The organism is Variovorax sp. GW823-FHT02B07 (assembly GCF_058797695.1).
On the sequence record NZ_JBXAJX010000006.1, the window covers coordinates 1 to 21842 of the forward strand.

Sequence of the window (21842 nt, forward strand, 5' to 3'; positions counted from 1 at the left end):
GCAGCGAAATCAAGGAGGAGGCCGCAGGCCGGGGGACATTCGCGGAGGGAAGTACCCGGTGGCCTGTGCACGCGCCCCGAACCAGAGCGCGAAAAAACTACGTCCGCACCCGCCCGTCAGCCGTCAGCATCGACAGCTCGACAAACTTCGAAGCCACATGGCTCTTCGAAGAGAACGACACCTCGAAGCCGCCGAACTGCTGCCGCTCGATGCTTTCCAGGCCCGCGATCAGCCCGTCGCGCGTGCCCTTGCCGCCCGGTGCGCGGCGCAGGCCCTCGGTCAGCACCTTGGCGGCCAGGTAGCCTTCCATGCTCGAGAAATTGGCGCTCGCGCCGCCGCCCGCCTTGCGCACCGCTTCGGTGAACTCGCGGGCCAGCGCATTCGCCTGGTTGTAGGGCGAGGGCACCACCTGCGTGACCATCACGCCCGCGGCTTCCTTGCCCAGCTCGTCCGCCAGCGCCTGCGTGCCCACGAACGAGAGGTTGAAGAACACACCGCCGTAGCCCGCCTTGCGCATCTCGCGGATGAACGCCGCGCAGGCCTTGTAGGCACCGACCTGCACCACCGCCGCCGGCTGGCTCGCCATGATCGTCTTCACCGCGGCGGCCACGTCGGCCGAGTTGCGCTCCACCGTGGCCAGCGCCACGGGCTTGAGTTCCTGCTGGGCCAGCGCCAGCGTCACGCCGTCGAGGCCCGCCTTGCCGTAGGCGTCGTTCTGGTAGAAGACCGCGATCTTCTTCATGCCCAGGTGGGTGAGCTGTTTCACCATCAATGCCGTCTCGTCGTTGTACGAAGCGCGCAGATGGAACACGTTGCGGTGAAAAGGCTCGCGCAGCGACATCGCGCCCGTGAACGGCGCGATGAACGGCACCTTGTCCTTCACCGCCAGCGGCAGCGCGGCCAGGCTGGTCGGCGTGCCGATGTAGCCGAACAGCGCGAACACGTCCTCGCCGATCAGCTTCTGCGTGTTGGCCGCGCAGCGGTCGGGCTCGTAGCCGTCGTCCAGGTTCTTGATGACCACGTCGCGCTGGCCCGGCTGCGCGTTGTACTGGTCCAGGAACAGCTTGGTGCCCTGGTGGAACTGGATGCCCAGCTGCGCGGCCGGCCCCGTGAACGGCGCCGACTGGCCCAGCACCAGCGGCGTGTCGCCCTGCGCCCGGGCGATGCCGAAGCCGCCCAGCGTGGCGGCGGCCGCCGTGGCGATCGAAAAATGCCTGCGATTCAATTGCATCGTCATGGTGAAATCCTCCCTCTGCCCTGTGTGTTGATACTCAAATTAGACTTGTCCGATGGCCCACGCAACGGATTCCCTCCTCGACACGCCCGACGCCACCGCACCCTCCACGGTGCTGGGCGCCTGCCCGCACGATTGCCCCGACACCTGCGCGCTCGTCACCACCGTCAAGGATGGCGTGGCGGTGAAGCTGCAAGGCAACCCCGCCCACTCGCACACCGGCGGCGTGCTGTGCACCAAGGTGTCCCGGTACATCGAACGCAATGACCATGCCGAGCGGCTCGTGCAGCCCCTGAAACGGGTCGGTCCCAAGGGCAGCGGCCGCTTCGAGCCCGTCTCGTGGGAGACGGCATTGGACGACATCGCCGCGCATCTTCGGGGATTGCAGTCGGAACCGGAAGCAATTCTCCCCTACAGCTATGCGGGCACCATGGGCCTGGTGCAGGGCGAATCGATGGACCGGCGCTTCTTCCACAAGCTGGGCGCCTCGCTGCTGGACCGCACCATCTGCTCCATGGCGGGCGGCGAAGCCATGGTCTATACGCTGGGCGCCAAGGTTGGCATGCGCATCGAGTTCTTCGCCGAGGCCAAGCTCATCCTCATCTGGGGCAGCAACTCCATCGCCAGCAATCTGCACTTCTGGCGCCACGCCCAGGCCGCCAAGCGCGCCGGCGCACGGCTGGTGTGCATCGACCCGCGCAAGACCGAAACCGCCGACAAGTGCGACGAGCACATCGCGCTGCTGCCCGGCACCGATGCCGCGCTGGCCTTGGCGCTCATGCACGAACTCATCGTGCACGACTGGCTCGACCACGACTACATCGCGAACCACACGCTGGGCTGGGAACAGCTGCGCGAGCGCGCGCTGCAATGGCCGCCGTCGCGCGCGGCCGAGGTCTGCGGCATTCCCGAAGCACAGATCGTGGCGCTGGCCCAGGCTTACGGCACGACCAAGCCGGCCGCGATCCGCCTGAACTACGGCATGCAGCGCGTGCGCGGCGGCGGCAACGCGGCGCGCGCCATCGCCTGCCTGCCGTCGCTGGTCGGCGCCTGGCGCGACCGCGCGGGCGGCCTGCTGCTTAGCAGCTCGGGCCACTACCCGGTCGACCGCGCCGCGCTGCAGCGCCCCGACCTGCTGGCCGGGCGCAAGCCGCGGACCATCAACATGAGCACCATCGGCGACGCGCTGCTCGACACCGCCAGGCCGGTGAAGGCCCTCGTGGTCTACAACAGCAACCCGGTGGCGGTGGCGCCCGAGTCGGCCAAGGTGGTGGCGGGCTTTGCGCGCGAAGACCTCTTCACCGTGGTGCTCGAGCAGTTCCGCACCGACACCGCCGACTACGCCGACTACCTGCTGCCCGCTACCACGCAGCTCGAGCACTGGGACATCCACTGCAGCTACGGCCACACCGACGTGCTGCTGAACCGCCCGGCCGTCGCGCCGCGCGGCGAGGCCCGCAGCAACGCCTGGGTGTTCCGCGAACTGGCGCGCCGCCTGGGCTTCGACGAGCTCTGCTTTTCGGAGAGCGACGAGTCGCTGTGCCGCACCGCCTTCGCCGAGAAGGCGATCGATTTCGAGCAGCTGCGCGCCCAAGGCTTCACCAGCCTGAAGCTGGCCGAGGCGCCGTTCGCCGAAGGCACGTTCCCCACGCCTTCGGGCCGCTGCGAGTTCTTCAGCGAGCGCCTGCAGGCCATGGGCATGGACGGCCTGCCCGACCACGTGCCCAACTGGGAGCCCGCCGGCAGCTCGACCGAGTTCCCGCTGGCCATGATCTCGCCGCCGGCGCGCAACTTCCTCAATTCGACCTTCGTCAACGTGACCAGCCTGCGCGCCATCGAGGTCGAGCCGCTGCTCGAGATCCACGCCGACGATGCCGCCGCGCGCGGCATCGAGGACGGCGCGACGGTGCGCGTGTTCAACCAGCGCGGCGAGCACCGCTGCCGCGCCGAGGTGTCGCGCCGCGCGCGCCAGGGCGTGGTGCACGGCATGGGCATCTGGTGGCGCAAGCTCGGCATGGACGGCACCAACGTCAACGAACTGACCAGCCAGCGCCTGACCGACATCGGTCGGGGCCCGACCTTCTACGACTGCCTGGTGCAGGTCGAAAAGGCGTGATGCGACGGCTGCGCGCGCCCGCGCTGGCACTGGCCGGCGCGCTTTTCCTGACGGGCTGCGCCGACCTCGGCTACTACTGGCAATCGGCCAACGGCCACCTCGACATCCTGCGCGCGGCCAAGCCCGTGCCCGAATGGCTGGCCGACCCGGCCGTGGGGGCGCCGCTCAAGGCCAAGCTCGAACTCGCGCAGCGCATCCGCCGTTTCGCATCGAGCGAACTCGGCCTGCCCGACAACGCGAGCTACACCTCGTATGCCGACCTGCACCGCCCCGCGGCCGTGTGGAACGTGGTGGCCGCGCCGCCGTACTCGCTCACGCTCAAGAGCTGGTGCTTCCCGGTCGCGGGCTGCGTGGGTTATCGCGGCTACTACGACGAGGCCGCCGCGAAAACCGAGGCCGAGGCGCAGAAGACGAATGGCCTCGAAGTGGCCGTGTACCCCGTGCCGGCCTACTCCACGCTGGGCTGGATGAACTGGGCCGGCGGCGATCCGCTGCTGTCCACCTTCATCGGCTACCCCGAGGGCGAGCTGGCGCGCCTCGTGTTCCACGAGCTGGCGCACCAGGTGCTCTATGTGCCGGGCGACACGGTGTTCAACGAGTCGTACGCCACGGCCGTGGAGCGCATCGGCGGCGCGATGTGGCTGCAGCGCGAAGCCGGCGAGGCGGCGCGCGCCGAGTACGCGCAGTTCAATGCACAGCGGCAGGACTTCCGTGCGCTGGCGCTCAACACGCGCCGCACGCTCACGCAGGTGTACGAATCGCCCGAAGCCAAGGCGAAAGACTGGGCGAAGGTCGAAGCGCAGAAGCAGGCCGCCATGGCCGACTTCCGCGAGCGCTACACCGCGCTGAAGGCGGCATGGACCGGCCCGCGCCAGAACGCCTACGACGGCTGGGTGGCGCGCGCCAACAACGCGGCCTTCGGTGCGCAGGGCGCCTACGACGACCTGGTGCCGGGTTTCGAAGCGCTGTTCGAGCGCGAGGGCCGCGACTGGCCGCGCTTTTACACTGCGGTGCGGCGCATTGCCGCGCTGGCCACGACGGAGGAGCGCCGCAGCGCCCTGCAGGCCGCCACGGGTATCCTGCACACCCATGCGCGCCACGGCCGCATACACGACAACAACGGAGACGACGGTGCCTGACATCCAAATCGAACGCAACCACACGCTGGGCATTGCCGGCGCCCGCGAAGTCGCGCGCCAATGGGTGCATCAGGTCGAGCAGGACTACGGTCTCGAATGCACCTACACCGAGGGCACCGACTGCGACCGGGCCCAGTTCAGCCGCGCGGGCATCGACGGCACGGTGGAGGTCACGGCCGACACCTTCCGGCTCGAGGCGACGCTGGGTTTCCTGTTCAGCAGCTTCAGCGACCAGATCGAGCAGAAGATTTCGCGCAACCTCGATGCGCTGCTCGACGCGCCGCGGGGCGGCACTCGCTTCGCCTGAGGCGGGGAATTTTCTTCTTCAGGCGATGGTGTAGCCGCCATCGACCGGCAGCGCCACGCCGCTGACCATCGCCGCGCCGTCGGACAGCAGGAACAGGATCGGCGCGACCACTTCCTCGACCTGCGCGAAACGTCCCAACGGAATGTTCTGGAGCGCTGCCGCGCTCTTGGCCGGATCGGACCACGCCTGCTCGGCCATGGGCGTGAGCGTGACGGTCGGGTTCACGCTGTTCACGCGGATGCCGTGCGGCCCGAATTCGAGGCACAGCGCACGCGTGACGGCGTCCATGGCCGCCTTCGAGGCGCTGTAGCAAAGGTGGGCATCGAGCGCGACCAGCGAAGCCTGGCTCGACACGTTGACGATGCTGCCGCGCACGCCGGCCGCGATCATGGCCCGGCCGCAGCGCGCGGCCACGAGCGCGGCGGCACGTGCATTGACGGCCATCACGGCGTCGAAGCTCCCGGCCTGCAGGTCGATGGCGCGCTCGATGCGCGTGGTGCCGGCGCAGTTCACCACGAGGTCGAAGGCGGGCAGCGGGGCGAGTGCCTTTTCCAGTGCGGGGACGTCGGCCACGTCGAGTGCCAAAGGCAGGCAGCCGGACTCGGCCTGCAATGCTTCCAGTGCGTCGGCGTTGCGGCCCACGGCGGTGACTTGTGCGCCTGAGTGGGCGAGCTGCGCTGCGACTGCACGGCCGATGCCGCTGCTGGCACCGGTCACGAGGGCGCGCTTGCCTGAGAAGTCGAAGGTGGGGGTCATGGTGTTCTGCTCATCAAAGGTTGTGGTTCAGGGCGTGTGCACAGGCCACCGGGTACTTCCCTCCGCGAATGTCCCCCGGGGCTTCGCCCCTCCTCCTTGATTTCGCTGCGGGAAGCACCCAGTGTCCTGCGCACACCGAGCGCGGTCGTGGTGCTGTTCGATCAACAACCGCACTGCCCAGCGCTCACGTCGATGCGGTGGCTTGCGCAGCGAAATCAAGGAGGAGGCCGCAGGCCGGGGGACATTCGCGGAGCAAGGTACCGCGTCGGCGGGAGCGTCGCCCTGAACCGCGCATAGCCTCATCCCAACCGATGCATCGCGTCACGCAGCGCCGGGTACAGCGAGGTGTAGATCTCGAAGCGCTCCCGGTAGACCGCCTGCGCCGCAGGCTCGGGCCGCGCGCGTTCCACCAGCGTGACCCAGCCGCGTTCGGCGGTAGCTGCATCGACCAGCCCGGCACCGAGCGCCGCGAGCATCGCCGCGCCGAGGGCGGCCTCGACCTCTTCCTCGATCGTGAACACGCGGTAGCCCGTGACGTCCGCCACGATCTGCATCCACAGGTCGGAATGCGCGGCGCCGCCGACCACGATCAGGCGGTCGTCCAGCGGCTGGCCGCTGCGCCGGCCGGCTTCGATGTTGTGCTGCAGCGCGAAGCTCACGCCTTCGAGCACGGCGCGGTACAGGTGGGCGCGGCTGTGCGCGAGCGAGAGGCCGAGGAAGGCGCCCTTGGCCTGCGCGTCCCAGATCGGGCTGCGCTCGCCCATCAGGTAGGGCAGGAAGACCAGGCCGTCGGCGCCGGGCGGCACGTCGACCGCGCGGCGTTCGATGAGGGCGTGCGCGTCTTCGCCGGTGCGCGCGGCCTCGGCCACTTCGGCCTGGCAGAAGGCTTCGCGGAACCAGGTGACGGCCGCGCCGGCCGTGATCGCGCCGCCGAACACGTAGCTGCGGTCCGCGCCGCGGTACACGTGCGGCATCGTGATGAGCTGGTGGCGCGCGTCCACCGTCGGGCTCACGAAGCCCCAGCACATGCTGGTGCCGATCATCGCGACGTGGTCGCCGCTGCCGGTGACGCCCGCGCAGAAGGTGGCCACCGCCGCATCGACGCCACCGGCCATCAGCGGCATGCCTTCGCGCAGGCCCAGCTGCGCGGCCCACTCGGCGCTCAGGTGGCCCACCACCTCGCTCGATTCGACGAGCCGCGGCGGCATCATGCGCGCCGGAATGCCGAGCATGTCGAGCGCCTGCGCCGACCAGCGCCGCCGCGCCGCGTCGTAAACGCCGCCGATGTTGCCGGCCGAGCTGTGGTCGACCGCGAGCTGGCCGGTCAGCCGCCAGTTGATGTAGCTGTTGGGCGGCAGGAAGTGGTGCGTCTTCGCCCACACCTCGGGGCGGTGCTCGCGCAGCCACAGCATCTTGGTGAAGCCGTAGTAGCTGTCGACGCCGTTGCCCGTGATGGCCTGCAGCCGCGCCACGTCGACCGTGGCGTTCACCGCATCGACCTCGGCGGTGGCGCGGCGGTCCATCCAGATGAGGCAGGGGTGCAGCGGGCGCATGGCCTCGTCGACCGGGATGCCCGCGCCGCCGTAGAGGCTACTCACGCACATCGCAGCGATGTCGGTGGCCGCGATGCCGCCTTGCGCCACGCAGGCGCGCACGCTCTCGCACACGGCGTCGAACCAGACCTCGCAGTCCTGCTGCGCCCACAGCGGCTTTGGCGTCTCGGGCTGGTAGGCCACGCTGGCCTGCGCGTGCACCTTGCCGTCGATGCCGACCAGCAGGCACTTGGTGCTCTGCGTGCCGATGTCGACGCCGACGACGTACTTCATGACACTGCGCGGGGCTGCGGCTTGAGCAGCACCTTGATCGAATCGAGCGAGTTGGCCAGCGCGAAGGCGCGCTCCCATTCGGTCAGCGGAAAGTCGTGCGTCACGATGCCCTTCGACGTGACGAGCCCGCGTGCCAGCAGGTCGATGGCGACCGGGTAGCAGTACGGGCCCAGGTGCGCGCCGCGCACGTCGAGTTCCTTGCGGTCGCCGATGATCGACCAGTCGGCGCTCGTCTCCGAACCGAACACGCTGAACTCGACGAAGCGGCCGAGCTTGCGGATCATGTCCAGGCCCTGCGTCACGCCGATGGGCGCTCCGGTGGTCTCGATGTACACGTCGCAGCCGTAGCCTTCGGTGAGGCCCTTGACGATGGCATCGGCGTTCTCGGTCTTCGGGTTGATGACGACGTCGGCGCCGTACTGCTTCGCGAGTGCGAGGCGCTCGGGCACGAGGTCGATCACGATGAGCTTCTTCGGTGTCTTGAGTGCTGCCACCTGCGTCATCATCAGTCCCAGCGGGCCGGCGCCGGCGATCACCACCACGTCGTCGAGCTGGAGTTCGCCGCGGTTCACCGTGTGGATCGCGCACGCCAGCGGCTCGATGATGGCCGCGTCTTCCAGTGAGATGCCGTCGGGGATCTTGTGCACGCGCGAGGTCGGCGGCAGGCGCATGTAGTCGGCCATGCCACCGTCGGCCACGACGCGCTGGAAGCCGAAGATGTGGTGTACCTCGCACATCCAGTACTTGCCCGAGGTGCAGAAGCGGCACTTGCCGCAGGGCACGATCTGCTCGGCGATCACGCGGTCGCCTTTCTCCACGCCGAAGTGTTCCGCCGCGCCTTCGCCCAGCGCTTCGACGTAGCCGAAGAACTCGTGGCCGGGAATGACCGGCGCCTTGACCCACGAAGGCTGGCCGTCGCCGCCCCAGAACATCTTCGCGCCCGAGTGGCACTTGCAGTCGGAGGCGCAGATGCCGCAGGCCGCGATGGAAATGAGCAGTTCGTTCGGGCCGATGGTGGGCATCGCGACGGTTTCGAGGCGGTAGTCCTTCGGGCCGTGGCACACGACGGCTTGCATGGCGGCGAGTTCGCCGATGGCGCCCGTGGCGCCGGGCTGGAGCTTTTGATACGACATGGATTCCTTGAGTCGAGGGAGGTACGAAGAAGCGGGGAAGAGATCAGCGGCGGGCCTCGCGGCTGATGAAGATGGCGAGCAAGACGATGCCGCCCTTGATGATCAGTTGCAGATACGGCGACACGCCGATCATGTTGAGACCGTTGTTGAGCACGGCCAGCAGCAGCGCGCCGACCAGCGTGCCCACGATGGCGCCGCGGCCGCCCGCGATGGACGTGCCGCCCATCACCACCGCCGCGATGGCGTCGAGCTCGAAGCCCACGCCCACGCCGGGCTGGCCACTGGTGACGCGCGCGGCCTGCACGATGCCCGCGATGGCGGCCGTGAGGCCGCTGAGCACGTACACCAGCAGCTTGTAGCGCGACACGCGCACGCCCGACAGCCGCGTGGCTTCCTCGTTGCCGCCGATGGCGTACACGTAGCGGCCGAAGGGTGCCATGTTGAGCAGCACGTAGGCCACGAGGTAGGTGGCCAGCATGATGAGGATCGGCACCTTCAGGCCCGCGAGCGTGCCGCTGCCGAGGAAGGCGAACGACTCGGGCAGGCCGTCGATGGGGTAGCCGCCGGTGTAGATCAGGGCGATGCCGCGCGCGATGCCCATGGTGGCCAGCGTCACGATGATCGGCGGCATTCGCAGGTAGGCCACGCAGTAGCCGTTGAACAGGCCGATCACCGCACCCACGCCGAGCCCGAGCGGCACGGCGAGCACGGGCGGCAGGCCGAAGTGCACCATCAGCCCCGAGGCCAGCGTGCCCGACAGCGCCACCACCGCGCCCACCGAGAGGTCGATGCCGCCCGTGAGGATGGCGGCCGTCATGCCCACCGCGATGATCGCGTTGATGGACGACTGCAGCGCGATGTTCTGCAGGTTGCTCACCGAGAGGAAGTTGTCGGTCGCCACGATCATGAAGACCGAGATGGCAATAAGGCCGACCAGCGGCAGGAAGGCCGTCGAGCGGCGCAGCTGCGTGAAGAACCCGCCCGCGGGTGCCGGCGGCGTGGGATGGGTGGCGGTGGCAGTCATGGGGGGCTCCCGGAGGAAGAGGGAAGGGAGGGAGAAGAAGACGTCGCGTGGCGCATGATTTCGCCCGCGTTGATCGCGTCGCCCGAGAGCGTGGCCACGATGGCGCCGCCCGAGAACACGGCGACGCGGTCGCACAGGCCGACGATCTCGGGCAGCTCGCTGGAGATCATCAGGATCGATTTGCCCTGGCGCGTGAGTTCGCGCATCAGCTGGTAGATCTCGGCCTTGGCCCCCACGTCGATGCCACGCGTGGGCTCGTCGAAGATCAGCACCTCGCAATCGTGGCCGAGCCAGCGCGCGATCACCACCTTCTGCTGGTTGCCGCCCGACAGCGTGGCGACGCGGGTGTCGATGCCCGGCGCCTTCACGCCCACGCGGCGCGAGAGCTCGCCGGCTGCGCGCTTTTCAGAGGCCGTGTCGACCACGCCCGCGCGGCGGTGCCGCCCGAGGTTGTTCAACGAGATGTTGAAGCGGATCGTGAAGTCGGTGATCAGTCCTTCGACCTTGCGGCTTTCGGGCAGCAGGCCGATGCCGTGCGCGAGCGCCTGCGTCGGGTCGTCCAGGCGCACGGGCTGGCCGTTGCGCAGCACCGTCTTGCGGTGCGCGCGGTCGGCGCCCATCATGCCCAGCGCGAGTTCGGTGCGCCCCGAGCCCACCAGCCCCGCGAAGCCGAGGATCTCGCCCGCGTGCAGGTCGAAGCGGTTGACCGGGCCGTCCTTCACGAGCTGGATCTCGGGCACCTCGAGCACCTTGCGGCCGTTCGGCGCGGGCTGCGGCTTGGGTGGAAAGCTCTGTTCGATGCGCCGGCCCACCATCATCTCGACCAGCGCGTCCACGGTCGTGGCGGCCACGTCGGCATGCCCGGCGTTGGCGCCGTCGCGCAGCACGCTGATGCGGTCGCAGACCTCGAAGATTTCATCGAGGTGGTGCGAGATGAAGATCATCGCCACGCCCTTGGCGCGCAGCGCGCGCATCACCTTGAACAGGTGCTCGGCTTCGTTGGGCGTGAGCGTGGCGGTGGGTTCGTCGAGCACCAGCAGCCGTGCCTTCAGCGACAGCGCCTTGCCGATCTCGACGAACTGCTGCTGCGCCACCGAGAGCTGGCAGATCGGCACGCCGAGGTCGATCTGCACGCCCAGTTCGTCGAACACCGCGCGGGCTTCGCGCTGCATCGCCGCCTGGTCCATGAGGCCGAAGCGGTTCGTGAGGTAGCGGCCCAGGAAGATGTTCTCCACCGCGTTCAGGTACGGCACCAGGCTGAACTCCTGGAAGATGATGCCGATGCCCGCCGCGATGGCGTCGCCGTAGCCGGCGAAGTGGCACTCGGTGCCGTCGATGACGATGCGGCCCTCGTCGGCCTGGTGGATGCCGCCGAGGATCTTCATCAGTGTCGACTTGCCCGCGCCGTTCTCGCCGAGCAGCGCGTGCACCTCGCCCTGGCGCACCGAGAGGTCGATGTTCGACAAGGCCTTCACGCCCGGAAAGCGCTTGGACACGCCCTCGAGCCGGAGCATCTCCTGGCGTGATTCGTTCGTGGTGGTCACGGGCGGCGCGTCCGGCGGTTTACCAGCTGAAGGTCTTGGCGCCTTCGGCGTCGATGAGCTTCACGTCGACCGGCACGGCCGCGGGCACGTTGGCGCCCCACTTCTTCGCCAGCGCGATGCCGATGGCCAGGCGGATCTGGTCGCGCGGGTACTGCGCGGTGGTGGCGATGAACTTCGAGCCCGCCTTCTGCATCGCCTTGATGGCCTCGGGTGCGCCGTCCACGCTGGTGAGCTTCACGTCCTTGCCGCTGGCCTCGATGGCGGCGAGCGCGCCCATCGAGCCGCCGTCGTTCACGCTGAACACGCCCTTGAGGTTCTTGTTGGCCTGCAGGATGTTCTCGGTCACGGTGAGCGCGGTGGCGCGTTCCTGCTTGCCGTTCTGCGTGCTCACGACCTTGATGCCGGGGTACTTGGCCAGCGCTTCGCGGCAGCCCTTCACGCGCTCCAGGATCGGCACGACCGGGATGCCGTCGAGGATGGCCACGTCGCCCTTCTCGCCGATGTTCTTCGCCAGGTACTCGCAGGCCAGGCGGCCGGCGTCGAGGTTCTTGGAGCCCACGAAGGAATCGACCGGGCCCTGTGCGTTGGCATCGACCGCCACCACGATCACGCCGGCCTTCTTGGCCGAGCGCACCGCCGACTGCACGCCGGCCGAGTCGGTCGGGTTCAGCAGCAGGATGTCGATCTTCTTCTGGATCATGTCTTCCACGTCGCCGATCTGCTTGGCCACGTCATGGCGCGCGTCGGTGGTGACCACGGTGGCGCCGATGCTGGCGGCGGCTTCTTCCAGGGCCTGCTTCATCGTCACGAAGTAGGGGTTGTTCAGTTCCTGGAAGGTCATGCCGATGCGCAGCGGCTGCTTGGGCGCCTGTGCCAGCGCGGCGGTGGTGCCGCAGGCCAGGGCGGCGACGAGGGCGGTGGCTTTGAGAAGGCTCTTCATTGGGTTGTCTCCTTGAGTGGGTGGTGTGACGGTCGGCAAAAAAACGCAGGCAAAGGGCCGCCCCGCGCGGCGCGCAAGGCGCCGCGCCAGGAACGACGCGGGGAACACGGGGGGCGCGCTACGGCGGGCTGTTGGCGGCGCGCGATGCAGCGAGCTGCATGCGATGGAAATGGCGGAACTTGGTCGGCGGCATGCGCTTGTGCAGCAGGAACTGCCGGTTGAAGTTCGACACGTTGTTGAAGCCCACGTCCATGCAGACGTCGAGCACGGGCTTGTCGCTGTTGGCGAGCAGCTCGCAGGCGCGGCCGATGCGCAGCCGGTTCACGTAGCGCACGAACGACTGCCCCGTGTGCTTGCGAAACGACCGCGAGAACGCACTCGGGCTCTGGCCCACCAGCTCGGCCAGCATCGGCTCGCGCAGCTCGTCGCCCAGGTTGGCGGCGATGTGGGCCAGCACGTTGTTGATCGCGTGCGACATGAAGGCCTTGGGGTCGGGCGTGAACGCCGGGCTGGCCAGCCGCTGGCGGTCGTCGCTGGCCACCAGCAGCTCGAACAGCGACAGCAGCAGCACCACGCGGCGCAGCCCGCGGGCCTCGAGCAGCGCTTCCATGATCGGCTTGGCCGCGGCGGCGGTGGCGGCCGAGAAGAGCAGGCCGGAGGCCGACTCGGCCAGCAGCGGCTCGATGCGGCGGAATTCGGGGAAGGTGGCCGCCATGTTGCGCACCAGCGCGGCCGGAAACTGGATCACGATGCCGCGGCGCTCGACGCTCTGGCCAGCGGGCACGTCGCTGATCCAGTTGTGCGGCAGGTCGGGGCCCATGAACACGAGGTTGCCCGGCTCGAAGTGGCCGACGTGGTCGCCCACGAAGTACACGCCCTGGGTCTCGACGATCAGCTGGATCTCGTACTCGGGGTGGAAGTGCCAGCGCACCGTGCGATACGGATAGCCGTGCGCCCAGGCGGTGAACGATTCGTCACCTTGGACTTCGACGATTTCCAGATCGGGTTGCATGGCCGGCGGTCTTTCCTCTGTGTATGGCCCCCGGGTTGGGGGTGAGGCGGACTGTACGAATCGCTCCGGATGCCAACAACCAGCGTTGGGGTGCGCAACTGATACTTTTTTGAGTCGCGGTCCTGCCTGGTAGTGAAGGGCGCGACGACGCGCTGCGCTGCAGCAAACCCCTTTCTCCTCGGGGCGTGGCGCATGCCGGAGCGCAATTGCTGCGGTGCAAAAGAGTCGCTTCGCGCCGTGTCAAGATTTCATAGGTGTTTTCCCGGCCCGACCCGGCATCCGGGGCGGCACGGCACACTCCCAAGCCATGACGCAAAGCTCTCTTTCCCCTCCGACCGCGGGTCCGCTGGCCGGCCTCAAGGTCGTCGAACTCGGGCAACTGATCGCCGGCCCCTTCGCGGCGCGCACGCTGGCCGACTTCGGCGCCGACGTGGTCAAGATCGAGCCGCCCGGCGCGGGCGATCCGCTGCGCACCTGGCGGCTGCTGAAGGACGGCACCTCCGTCTGGTGGCAGGTGCAGTCGCGCAACAAGCGCTCGCTGGCGCTGGACCTGCGCCAGCCCGAGGCGCAGGCCATCGTGCGCCAGCTCGCGGCCGAGGCCGACGTGCTGGTCGAGAACTTCCGCCCCGGCGCGATGGAAGGCTGGGGCCTCGGGCCCGACGCGCTGCTGGCCGCCAACCCCGCGCTCGTGATGCTGCGCATCAGCGGCTACGGCCAGACCGGCCCCTACCGCGACCGCCCCGGCTTCGGCGTGGTGGCCGAAGCCATGGGCGGGCTGCGCCACCTCACGGGCGAACCGGGCCGCGTGCCGGTGCGCGTGGGCGTGTCGATCGGCGACACGCTGGCCTCGTTGCACGGCGTGATCGGCGTGCTGATGGCCATGCAGCACCGCCATGCCACCGTGAGCGCCGAATTCCCGAAGGGCCGGGGCCAGGTGGTCGACGTCGCACTGTACGAGGCGGTCTTCAACTGCATGGAAAGCCTGCTGCCCGAGTACGCCGAATTCGGCGCGGTGCGCGAGGCCGCCGGCAGCGCGCTGCCGGGCATTGCGCCCACCAACGCCTACCGCTGCGCGGACGGCGGCTACGCCATCGTCGCGGGCAACGGCGACAGCATCTTCAAGCGGCTCATGGCCTGCATCGGCCGGCCGGACCTCGCGGCCGACCCGGCGCTGGCCGGCAACACGGGGCGCGTGGCGCAGGTCGGGATGCTCGACGCCGCCATCGGCGACTGGGCCGCGCAGCGCACGGTGACCGAGGTGCTGGCGGCGCTCGACGCGGCGCACGTGCCGGCCGGGCGCATCTACACCATCGCCGACATCGCGGCCGACCCGCACTACGCCGCGCGCGGCATGCTGCAGCAGGTGAAGATGCCGGACGGCAGCGCGCTCGCGGTGCCCGGCTTCGTGCCCAAGCTGTCGCTCACGCCGGCCGGCCACCGGCGCAATGCGCCGGCGCTGGGGGCGGACACGCAGGCGGTGCTGGAGGAGATCGGGTTGAGCGCCGGGCAGATCGCCGCGTTGCAGGAACGCGGGATCGTCGGTTGATCGACGCGGCCGGTCAGGCGCGCAGGGATTCGATCAGGTCGATGTACTTCTGCTTGGCCTCGTCGGCCGTGGCGCCCTTCTGGGCGGTCCACGCATCCCACTTGGCGCGCGCGACGATGTCGCTGAAGCTGGGCTTCTTGGCGGTGTTGTCGCCTTCGGTCGCCTGCTTGAACAGGGCGTAGATCTTCAGCAGCGTCGGGTTGTCGGGGCGCTCGGCCAGCAGCTTGGAGTTGGCCTGGGCGGCTTCGAATTGGGCGTTGAGGTCGGACATGGCAGTCGGGAAGAAGGTCAGAAAGCGCGCATCTTAAATGGATTGGTACCAAGTGGTACCAATCGTGAGCTTGCAGGCCCTTCAGTCCGTCAGGCCGGCGCGCGCCAACTCCACGTCCAACCGCTCGCGCGCATCCGCCGGCGTCAGCGCCGCCGCCTTCTCATACAGCCCGTTCGCCTCGCCGAGGCGCGACTCGCCGTGCAGCATCAGCAGCGCACGCGCGTACTCCATCATCCCGGCCGCCGATTGCGGATGCAGCGCCAGCCCGCGCTCGAACAGTTCGATCGAGGTCTCGGCGCGCACGCCGTAAGTCATGCGCCCGACCAGCGCGCCGACCTTGTCGATCACTTCGGCGTGGAAGGCGGCCAGCGCGAGGTGCGCGTCACCGTGTTCCGGCTGCAGTTCGATCACGTGCTCCAGCGCGCCCTTGAGCTTGGTGCCCAGGCCCTGCGCCAGGGCGCGCGCCACGCTGATGCCCTGGCTGTAGCGGCCCAGCGCGTAGGCCTGCCAGTAGAGGGCTTGGCAATTGTCGGGCTCGGCCGCGACCTGCGCGCCGGCGCGTTCGATCACCTGGCGGAACATGGCGAGCCGCACGGCCTCGCGCGGCTCCAGGTAGTTGGCGTAGATGGCGGTCGCCTGGTTGGCGAGCGCCAGGCCGTCGGGGCCGTGGCGCAAGCCGAGGGCGGCGGCGCGTTCGAACTCGCCGCTGTGGTACAGCGCCCAGCCTTCGGCCAGCGGCGCGTCGGGCGCGGGCGGCGGCAGTGCGTGGCCGGCGTGCAGGCGCTGCCAGTGCGCGAGCAGGCTGCGCGCGTCGTAGCGGGGCACGTCGGGGTAGGGAAGGGGCGTCCAGGGTTCGGTGCCGGCGGTGGCCGTGGCCGCGGCAGGGCCGGCGGACAGCAGCGAGAGCGGTTTGAAATCGGAGTGGGGCATGGATGTTCTAGGCCGCCATATCGACAGTCGGTGGCACGGGGCTGGGGTTGCTGGCGGCGCTTTCGCCGTTGTAGGCATTGCTCAGCGCCAGCAGGTGGCGGCGCTGGTCGCGTGCGAGGTAGGGCGCGAGCAGGTGCAGCGTGTGGTGGCCGCCGCGCATCAGCGCGCCCTGCGCGTGCGCGGGCTCCAGCGCCTGGCGCGGGTTGCGCACGTACTCGTAGCTGAGCCAGTAGGTCAGCACGACGACCATGCTCTGGGCCAGCGTGTCGACCTCGTGCGCGTCGATGTCCAGGTGGCCGGCGCGGCTCAGGCCGGCGATCAGCTGGCGGATGGCGCGCGCCTTGTTCTTGAGCACGAGCTGGAACTGGGTCTCCAGGTGCCGGTTCTTGCTCAGCAGGTCGTTGAGGTCGCGGTACAGGAAGCGGTAGCGCCAGATCAGCTCGAACAGGCTGTGCATGAAGAACCAGGCGTCCTCCACGTCGTGCACGCCTTCGCTGGCGTGCAGCAGCTCGTTGAGCTCGGCTTCGTAACCTTCGTAGAGCTTGTTGATCAGCTCTTCCTTGGCGGGGTAGTGGTAGTAGAGATTGCCGGGGCTGATGTTCAGCTCGCCGGCCACCAGCGTGGTCGACACGTTCGGTTCCCCGAAGCGGTTGAACAAATCCAATGCAGCTTCGAGGATGCGTTGCGCAGTGCGGCGTGGCGCCTTCTTTGCCATGTCGGTGCCCCCGTGGTTTCTCTTGGTCTTGGGGGCACTCTAGCGCATGTGCGCTGCACCATGAACGGTGCGGGACATGTTTTGCGGCGCTGAATTTTTGTGCAGTGCCGCAATTACAGAACGATGTCAGCCGGCCTTGGTGCGGCGCAGGGTCTTCTTGGCGGCGGGGGCGGGCGCCGCCTTGCGCGCGGCGGACTTGCGGGGCGCCGTGGCGGCGGTCTTGGCATCGCGCTGCCTGAGCTGGGCCTCGAGCGCCTCGATGCGCGCCTGCAGCGCGGCCACGTCGGCGGCCGAGGGCACGCCGAGCTTTTCGAGCGCGCGCGCCACGCGGTCTTCGAAGATGTTCTCGAGCTTGCCCCACTGGCCGGCGGCCTTGGTGCCGAACTCGCTGGCGAAGCCGGCCATGCGCTGCTGGGCCTGGGCCAGGGTTTCCTCGGCGGCCTGCTGGGTCTTCTTCTGCATGCCGGCGCCGTCCTTGACCAGCGCCTCGAAGGCCTTGCTGCCTTCCTGCTGCATCTTGGCGAAGGCGCCGAGGCCGGCCAGCCAGATCTGCTGGGCCGAGTCCTTGATGCGGTCGGTCTTGTCGTTGCTGTCGTCGTCTCGGGAGGTGGCCATGCGGTGTGTTCCTTGGGATGCAATCGCACGACTCTAGCCGCCCGGGCGCGCCGTGGTTAGGGCGCGCCGCCTATCCTCGTGCCCCGGATCAGGGCGTGCCGCCGGCGGCGCGGCTGGCGTCCAGGTGCGCCTTGGCGCGCTCGGCCAGTGCCATTTCGCCGGGCGTGCCGGGCACGAAGGCCTCCACCGGCAGCGGCCGGCCGTGCGAGTCGACCGAGACAAACACGATCAGGCATTCGGTGGTCTTTTCCATCACGCCGCCCTTCATGTCGCCGCTGCGCACCTCGACCGAGATGTTCATGCTGGTCTTGCCGGTATAGGCCAGGCGGGCCTCGACCTCGACCAGGTCGCCGATCATGATCGGCCGGTGAAAGCGGATGCTGCCGATGAAGGCGGTGACGCAGTAGCGCTTGGCCCAGCTGGTGGCGCAGGCGTAGCCGGCCTCGTCGATCCACTTCATGACCGTGCCGCCGTGGACCTTGCCGCCGAAGTTGACGGTGCTGGGTTCGGCCAGGAATCGGAGGGTGATGGAAGACATGGGGCGCCTTTTTTCTGTGGGCTGTGGGTGGGGAGCCGCGATTATGCGAGCGCCCGGGCGCCCTTTGGCGCCGTTCAGCTGCCGCTGAACAGTTGCGCCAGCGTGCGGCGCAGCCAGGCGTTGCCCGGGTCGGCATGAAAGCGCTCGTGCCAGTGCTGCTTGACGGCGTAGGCCGGCAGCGTGAAGGGCGGCGCCAGCACCTTCACCGGCTCCTGCGTGGCCAGCACGTTGCCCAGGATGCGCGGCACCACCACGATCAGCTCGGTGTGGGCCACGATGCGCGCCACGCTCAGGAAGCTCGACAGCCGCACCACCACGTTGCGCTTGAGGCCCAGGCGCGCGATGGTCGTGTCGACGATGGCGTGTCCCGTGCCCGAGCTGGACACCACCGCGTGCGCCTCTTCCTCGAAGCGCTTGCGCGTGAGCTTGGCGCCGATGCGCGGGTGGTTCTGCGCCGCCAGGCAGACGAAGTTCTGCATGAACAGCACCTGCTGGTAGAAGCCCGCGTCCAGCTGCGGCATGAAGCCCACGGCCAGGTCGACGTCGCCGTCCTGCAACCGGCGGCCGCTGTGGGTGGAGATGATCTCGGTCTCGATGTGCACGCCCGGCGCCGCATGGCGCAGGTGGTCGAGCAGGCCGGGCAGCAGCACCACCTCGCTGATGTCGGTCATGCAGATGCGAAAGCGCCGCTGCGCGCGCGCCGGCTCGAAGCTGCTGCGGTTGCCCTGCGCCTGCGCCAGTTGCGCCAGCGCCTCGCGCAGGTTCGGGTAAATGCGCTCGGCGTGCGGCGTGGGCTGCATGCCCTGCGCGGTGCGGGTGAACAGGCGGTCGTCGAAGTGCGCGCGCAGCTTGTTCAGCGCCGTGCTGGCCGCCGCCTGCGCCATGCCCAGGCGCTCGGCGGCCTTGGTGACGTTGCCGGTCTTGTAGACCTCGTCGAACACGGCGAGCCATTCGAGATCGAGCTTGGACATGGGGTGAGGCGGGAGGGAGCCCTGAAGGCGAAAGACACCATTATCGAAATTTCGAATTCCGTGTATTGGCACGCGGTCTTGAGGAAATAGTGGTGCGGGTCAACAATGCCGCCAACGGAGACACCGACCCCATGAACCCCGCTTCTTCCCATGCCGCCAGCGCACCGGCCAACGCCGCCGAGCGCCGCGACTACTACGCCCGCATCCGCCCGCTGAACCTCTCGCCGCTGTGGGAGTCGCTGCACGTGCTGGTGCCGCGCGAACCCGCGAGCCCGTGCGTGCCCGCGCTGTGGCGCTACGACGAGATCCGCCCGCTGCTCATGGAGTCGGCCGACCTCATCACCGCCGAAGAGGCCGTGCGCCGCGTGCTGGTGCTCGAGAACCCGGCGCTGCCCGGCAACGCGTCGATCACGCAGTCGATCTACGCCGGCCTGCAGCTCATCATGCCGGGCGAGGTGGCACCGTCGCACCGCCATGTGCAGTCGGCGCTGCGCTTCATCGTGGACGGCAAGGGCGCCTACACCACCGTGGGCGGCGAGCGCACGACGATGCACCCCGGCGACTTCATCATCACGCCCTCGTGGGCCTGGCACGACCACGGCAACGAAGGCATCGAAGGCGTGACCGAGCCGGTGGTGTGGCTCGACGGCCTCGACATTCCCATGCTGCGCTTCTTCGACGCCGGCTTCGCCGAGAACGACGACGCCAAGGTGCAGCACGTGGCGCGCCCCGAAGGCCACAGCCTGGCGCGCTTCGGCCACAACATGGTGCCGGTGCGGCACGACCACACCTTGGCCACCTCGCCGATCTTCAACTACCCCTACCTGCGCAGCCGCGAGGCGCTGGCGCAATTGCAGAAGCAGGAGGCGCCCGACGCCTGGCTCGGCCACAAGCTGCGCTACATCAACCCGCTGACGGGTGGCTCGCCGATGCCGACCATCTCGACCCAGCTGCAGCTGCTGCCCCAGGGCTTCGCGGGCCAGGCGCACCGCGCCACCGACGGCACCGTCTACAGCGTGGTCGAAGGCCACGGTACGGCAGAGATCGCCGGCCAGCGCTTCGACTTCGGCCCGCGCGACACCTTCGTCGTGCCCTCGTGGGCTCCGCTGCGCCTGTCGTCGCCGAACGAAGACACCGTGCTCTTCAGCTTTTCCGACCGCCCCGTGCAGCAGGCCATGGGCATCCTGCGCGAAGCCTTTCTCGAAGACGCCTGAAAGCGCGGCGACCTTCATTCCTTCTTTTTCTTGTTTGTCTGATGTGCCGTCCCGTGCGGCAGGAGCTTCCATGTCCTTCGTCTTCACGCCCCCTTCCATCGTCGGCCTGCCCATCGTGGGCTCCGACAAGCAGTTCCCCGTGCGCCGCGTCTACTGCGTCGGCCGCAACTACGCGGCCCATGCGCGCGAGATGGGCTTCGACCCCGACCGCGAACCGCCGTTCTTCTTCTGCAAGCCGAACGACGACGCCTCGGTCGTGCCCGTGGCCGAAGGCGCCACCGGCGCCGTGCCGTACCCCTCGCTCACGAGCAACTACCACTACGAAGCCGAGCTGGTGGTCGCCATCGGCAAGGGTGGCAAGGACATCCCGGTCGACCAGGCCGCCAGCCACATCCACAGCTACGCCGTGGGCCTGGACATGACGCGCCGCGACCTGCAGATGAAGATGCGCGAAGCCGGCCGCCCCTGGGAGATCGGCAAGGCCTTCGACTTCTCGGCCCCCATCGCGCCGCTGCGCACGCTGGCCGACGTGGGCGAGATCAACGCCGGCGCCATCACGCTCGAGGTCGATGGCCAGGTGCGCCAGAACAGCGACATCACGCACCTGATCTGGTCGGTGAACGAGGTCATCGCCAACCTCTCGACGCTGTTCGCGCTGCAGCCCGGCGACCTGATCTTCACGGGCACGCCCGAAGGCGTGGGCGCGGTGAAGCCGGGCCAGACGATCAAGGTCAGCATCGAGCGCCTGCCCTCGCTCACGGTCCGCATCGACTGAGCGCCCCGGCCCGCGCATGACCCTCTCGAAGCATCCTCCCTCCGTGCTGCTCGTCGGCGGCGGCATCGGCGGCATGGCCGCTGCGCTGGCGCTCGCACGCCTGGGCGTGGCCATCGACCTGCTCGAACAGAGCGCCGTCATCGGCGAGATCGGCGCCGGCCTGCAGCTCGGCCCCAACGCCTTCGCGGCGCTCGACGCGCTGGGCGTGGGCGAGGCCGTGCGCCGCAGCTCGGTGTTCACCGACCGGCTCGTGATGATGGACGCGGTCGACTGCAGCGAAGTGGCCTCGGTGCCTGTCGGCGAGGCCTTCCGCGCGCGCTTCGGCAATCCGTATGCCGTGAGCCACCGCGCCGACCTGCACGGCGCGATCCACGAGGCCGTGAAGCAGCATCCGCTGATCCGCTTCCACACTTCGGCGCAGGTCGAGGCGATCGACATCGGCGCGCACGGCGTCACGGCCGTCACGCGCGACGGCCGCCGTTTCCAGGCCGATGCCATCGTCGGCTGCGACGGCGTGAAGTCGGTGGTGCGCGCCAAGCTCATCGGCGACGCGCCGCGCGTGTCGGGCCACGTGGTCTACCGCGCTGTCGTGCCCGCGGCCGACATGCCCGCCGACCTGCAATGGAACGCGCCCGTGGTCTGGGCCGGCCCGAACTGCCACCTCGTGCACTACCCGCTGCGCCACGGCGAGCAGTACAACCTGGTCGTCACCTTCCACAGCCGCGACGCCGAAGAGTGGGGCGTCACCGACGGCAGCAAAGAAGAGGTGCTGTCGTACTTCGAGGGCGTGCATGCGCGCCCGCGCCAGCTGCTCGACCGCCCGACTTCGTGGCGCCGCTGGAGCACCGCCGACCGCGACCCCGTCGAACGCTGGAGCGACGGCCCGGCCACGCTGCTGGGCGACGCGGCGCATCCCATGATGCAGTACCTCGCGCAGGGCGCCTGCATGGCGCTCGAAGACGCGGTGACGCTCGGCGAGGCCGTGAAGGCCTGCGACTTCGACATGACCGCCGCCTTCCAGCGCTACGAACAGGCCCGCATCGCACGCTGCGCGCGCGTCGTGCTGTCGGTGCGCGAGATGGGGCGCCTGTACCACGCCCAGGGCGTGGAGCGCCTGGTGCGCAACAGCCTGTGGACCGGGCGCACGCCCGAACGCTTCTACGATGCGGTCGAATGGCTGTACGCCTGGCGACCCGAGCACTGCCTGGGCGAGGCGCCCGCGCCGCGCTGATCCGC

21 protein-coding genes are annotated in these 21842 nt (G+C 69.1%); 7 read left to right on the forward strand and 14 right to left on the reverse strand.

Translation table 11 applies throughout. The features are described 5' to 3' along the window. Positions 1 to 97: 97 nt before the first annotated feature. Positions 98 to 1231, reverse strand: coding sequence for an ABC transporter substrate-binding protein (locus AC1RGU_RS25100; RefSeq protein WP_492700412.1), 1134 nt, complete (start codon positions 1229 to 1231; stop codon positions 98 to 100). A 58-nt stretch (positions 1232 to 1289) separates the two neighbouring features. Between AC1RGU_RS25100 and AC1RGU_RS25105 the strand changes: the two genes are divergently transcribed. The 3 genes from AC1RGU_RS25105 to AC1RGU_RS25115 are packed head-to-tail and all read left to right on the forward strand — an operon-like array spanning position 1290 to position 4796. Beyond that, on the forward strand, positions 1290 to 3350 hold the full coding sequence (locus AC1RGU_RS25105) for a molybdopterin-containing oxidoreductase family protein (protein ID WP_492700410.1): 2061 nt from the start codon (positions 1290 to 1292) through the stop codon (positions 3348 to 3350). Beyond that, the gene (locus AC1RGU_RS25110) at positions 3350 to 4489 is read left to right on the forward strand and encodes an aminopeptidase (RefSeq protein WP_492700408.1); all 1140 of its coding nucleotides are present in this window, start codon (positions 3350 to 3352) and stop codon (positions 4487 to 4489) included. Before AC1RGU_RS25105 ends, AC1RGU_RS25110 begins: the two co-directional genes overlap by 1 nt. After that, positions 4482 to 4796, forward strand: coding sequence for a polyhydroxyalkanoic acid system family protein (locus tag AC1RGU_RS25115; protein ID WP_492700406.1), 315 nt, complete (start codon positions 4482 to 4484; stop codon positions 4794 to 4796). The genes AC1RGU_RS25110 and AC1RGU_RS25115 overlap by 8 nt, the downstream gene beginning before the upstream one ends. Before the next feature lie 18 nt (positions 4797 to 4814). Here the strand turns inward: AC1RGU_RS25115 and AC1RGU_RS25120 are convergent, their stop codons facing one another. The 7 genes from AC1RGU_RS25120 to AC1RGU_RS25150 all read right to left on the reverse strand — a co-directional run bounded on the left by AC1RGU_RS25120 (position 4815) and on the right by AC1RGU_RS25150 (position 13031). Beyond that, a complete protein-coding gene (locus AC1RGU_RS25120) occupies positions 4815 to 5552 on the reverse strand; it encodes an SDR family oxidoreductase (RefSeq protein WP_492700404.1) in 738 nt (245 codons plus the stop codon). 299 nt (positions 5553 to 5851) lie between these two features. After that, on the reverse strand, positions 5852 to 7378 hold the full coding sequence (locus tag AC1RGU_RS25125; protein ID WP_487848809.1) for an FGGY-family carbohydrate kinase: 1527 nt from the start codon (positions 7376 to 7378) through the stop codon (positions 5852 to 5854). After that, a complete protein-coding gene (locus AC1RGU_RS25130) occupies positions 7375 to 8511 on the reverse strand; it encodes an alcohol dehydrogenase catalytic domain-containing protein (protein ID WP_492698877.1) in 1137 nt (378 codons plus the stop codon). Before AC1RGU_RS25130 ends, AC1RGU_RS25125 begins: the two co-directional genes overlap by 4 nt. Before the next feature lie 43 nt (positions 8512 to 8554). After that, positions 8555 to 9535, reverse strand: a complete 981-nt coding sequence (locus AC1RGU_RS25135; protein WP_354345382.1) for an ABC transporter permease — start codon at positions 9533 to 9535, stop codon at positions 8555 to 8557. Further along, entirely contained in the window at positions 9532 to 11049 is a 1518-nt protein-coding gene (locus AC1RGU_RS25140; RefSeq protein ID WP_492699080.1) for a sugar ABC transporter ATP-binding protein, read from the reverse strand. The genes AC1RGU_RS25135 and AC1RGU_RS25140 overlap by 4 nt, the downstream gene beginning before the upstream one ends. A gap of 49 nt (positions 11050 to 11098) precedes the next feature. Continuing rightward, complete coding sequence (locus AC1RGU_RS25145; protein ID WP_062476114.1) at positions 11099 to 12019, reverse strand: ABC transporter substrate-binding protein; 921 nt, start codon at positions 12017 to 12019, stop codon at positions 11099 to 11101. Positions 12020 to 12137: 118 nt separating this feature from the next. Continuing rightward, the gene (locus AC1RGU_RS25150) at positions 12138 to 13031 is read right to left on the reverse strand and encodes a helix-turn-helix domain-containing protein (RefSeq protein WP_062476111.1); all 894 of its coding nucleotides are present in this window, start codon (positions 13029 to 13031) and stop codon (positions 12138 to 12140) included. A gap of 307 nt (positions 13032 to 13338) precedes the next feature. Here AC1RGU_RS25150 and AC1RGU_RS25155 point away from each other — a divergent pair, with 307 nt between their 5' ends. Beyond that, positions 13339 to 14577: a CaiB/BaiF CoA transferase family protein gene (locus AC1RGU_RS25155; protein WP_492698879.1), complete on the forward strand. Its 1239-nt coding sequence runs from the start codon at positions 13339 to 13341 to the stop codon at positions 14575 to 14577. Positions 14578 to 14590: 13 nt separating this feature from the next. Here the strand turns inward: AC1RGU_RS25155 and AC1RGU_RS25160 are convergent, their stop codons facing one another. The 6 genes from AC1RGU_RS25160 to AC1RGU_RS25185 form a co-directional block, all read right to left on the reverse strand. Beyond that, entirely contained in the window at positions 14591 to 14848 is a 258-nt protein-coding gene (locus AC1RGU_RS25160) for an acyl-CoA-binding protein (protein WP_070063442.1), read from the reverse strand. 81 nt (positions 14849 to 14929) lie between these two features. Then, on the reverse strand, positions 14930 to 15778 hold the full coding sequence (locus AC1RGU_RS25165) for a tetratricopeptide repeat protein (protein WP_172438466.1): 849 nt from the start codon (positions 15776 to 15778) through the stop codon (positions 14930 to 14932). Positions 15779 to 15785: 7 nt separating this feature from the next. After that, entirely contained in the window at positions 15786 to 16493 is a 708-nt protein-coding gene (locus tag AC1RGU_RS25170; protein ID WP_070063441.1) for a TetR/AcrR family transcriptional regulator, read from the reverse strand. Positions 16494 to 16619: 126 nt separating this feature from the next. After that, on the reverse strand, positions 16620 to 17108 hold the full coding sequence (locus AC1RGU_RS25175; protein ID WP_492698881.1) for a phasin family protein: 489 nt from the start codon (positions 17106 to 17108) through the stop codon (positions 16620 to 16622). Between the two features lie 88 nt (positions 17109 to 17196). Next, on the reverse strand, positions 17197 to 17646 hold the full coding sequence (locus tag AC1RGU_RS25180) for an acyl-CoA thioesterase (RefSeq protein ID WP_062476095.1): 450 nt from the start codon (positions 17644 to 17646) through the stop codon (positions 17197 to 17199). Between the two features lie 74 nt (positions 17647 to 17720). Beyond that, positions 17721 to 18617 (reverse strand): LysR family transcriptional regulator, encoded by an 897-nt coding sequence (locus AC1RGU_RS25185; RefSeq protein ID WP_062476092.1) that lies wholly within the window; start codon positions 18615 to 18617, stop codon positions 17721 to 17723. Between the two features lie 131 nt (positions 18618 to 18748). On the opposite strand from AC1RGU_RS25185, the gene gtdA reads away from it, so the two are divergent. The 3 genes from gtdA (at position 18749) to AC1RGU_RS25200 (ending at position 21837) form a co-directional block, all read left to right on the forward strand. Beyond that, positions 18749 to 19831, forward strand: coding sequence for a gentisate 1,2-dioxygenase (gtdA, locus tag AC1RGU_RS25190; protein WP_492698883.1), 1083 nt, complete (start codon positions 18749 to 18751; stop codon positions 19829 to 19831). 70 nt (positions 19832 to 19901) lie between these two features. Next, entirely contained in the window at positions 19902 to 20606 is a 705-nt protein-coding gene (locus tag AC1RGU_RS25195; protein WP_099794668.1) for a fumarylacetoacetate hydrolase family protein, read from the forward strand. 16 nt (positions 20607 to 20622) lie between these two features. Next, on the forward strand, positions 20623 to 21837 hold the full coding sequence (locus AC1RGU_RS25200; protein WP_095743263.1) for a 3-hydroxybenzoate 6-monooxygenase: 1215 nt from the start codon (positions 20623 to 20625) through the stop codon (positions 21835 to 21837). Positions 21838 to 21842 lie beyond the last annotated feature (5 nt).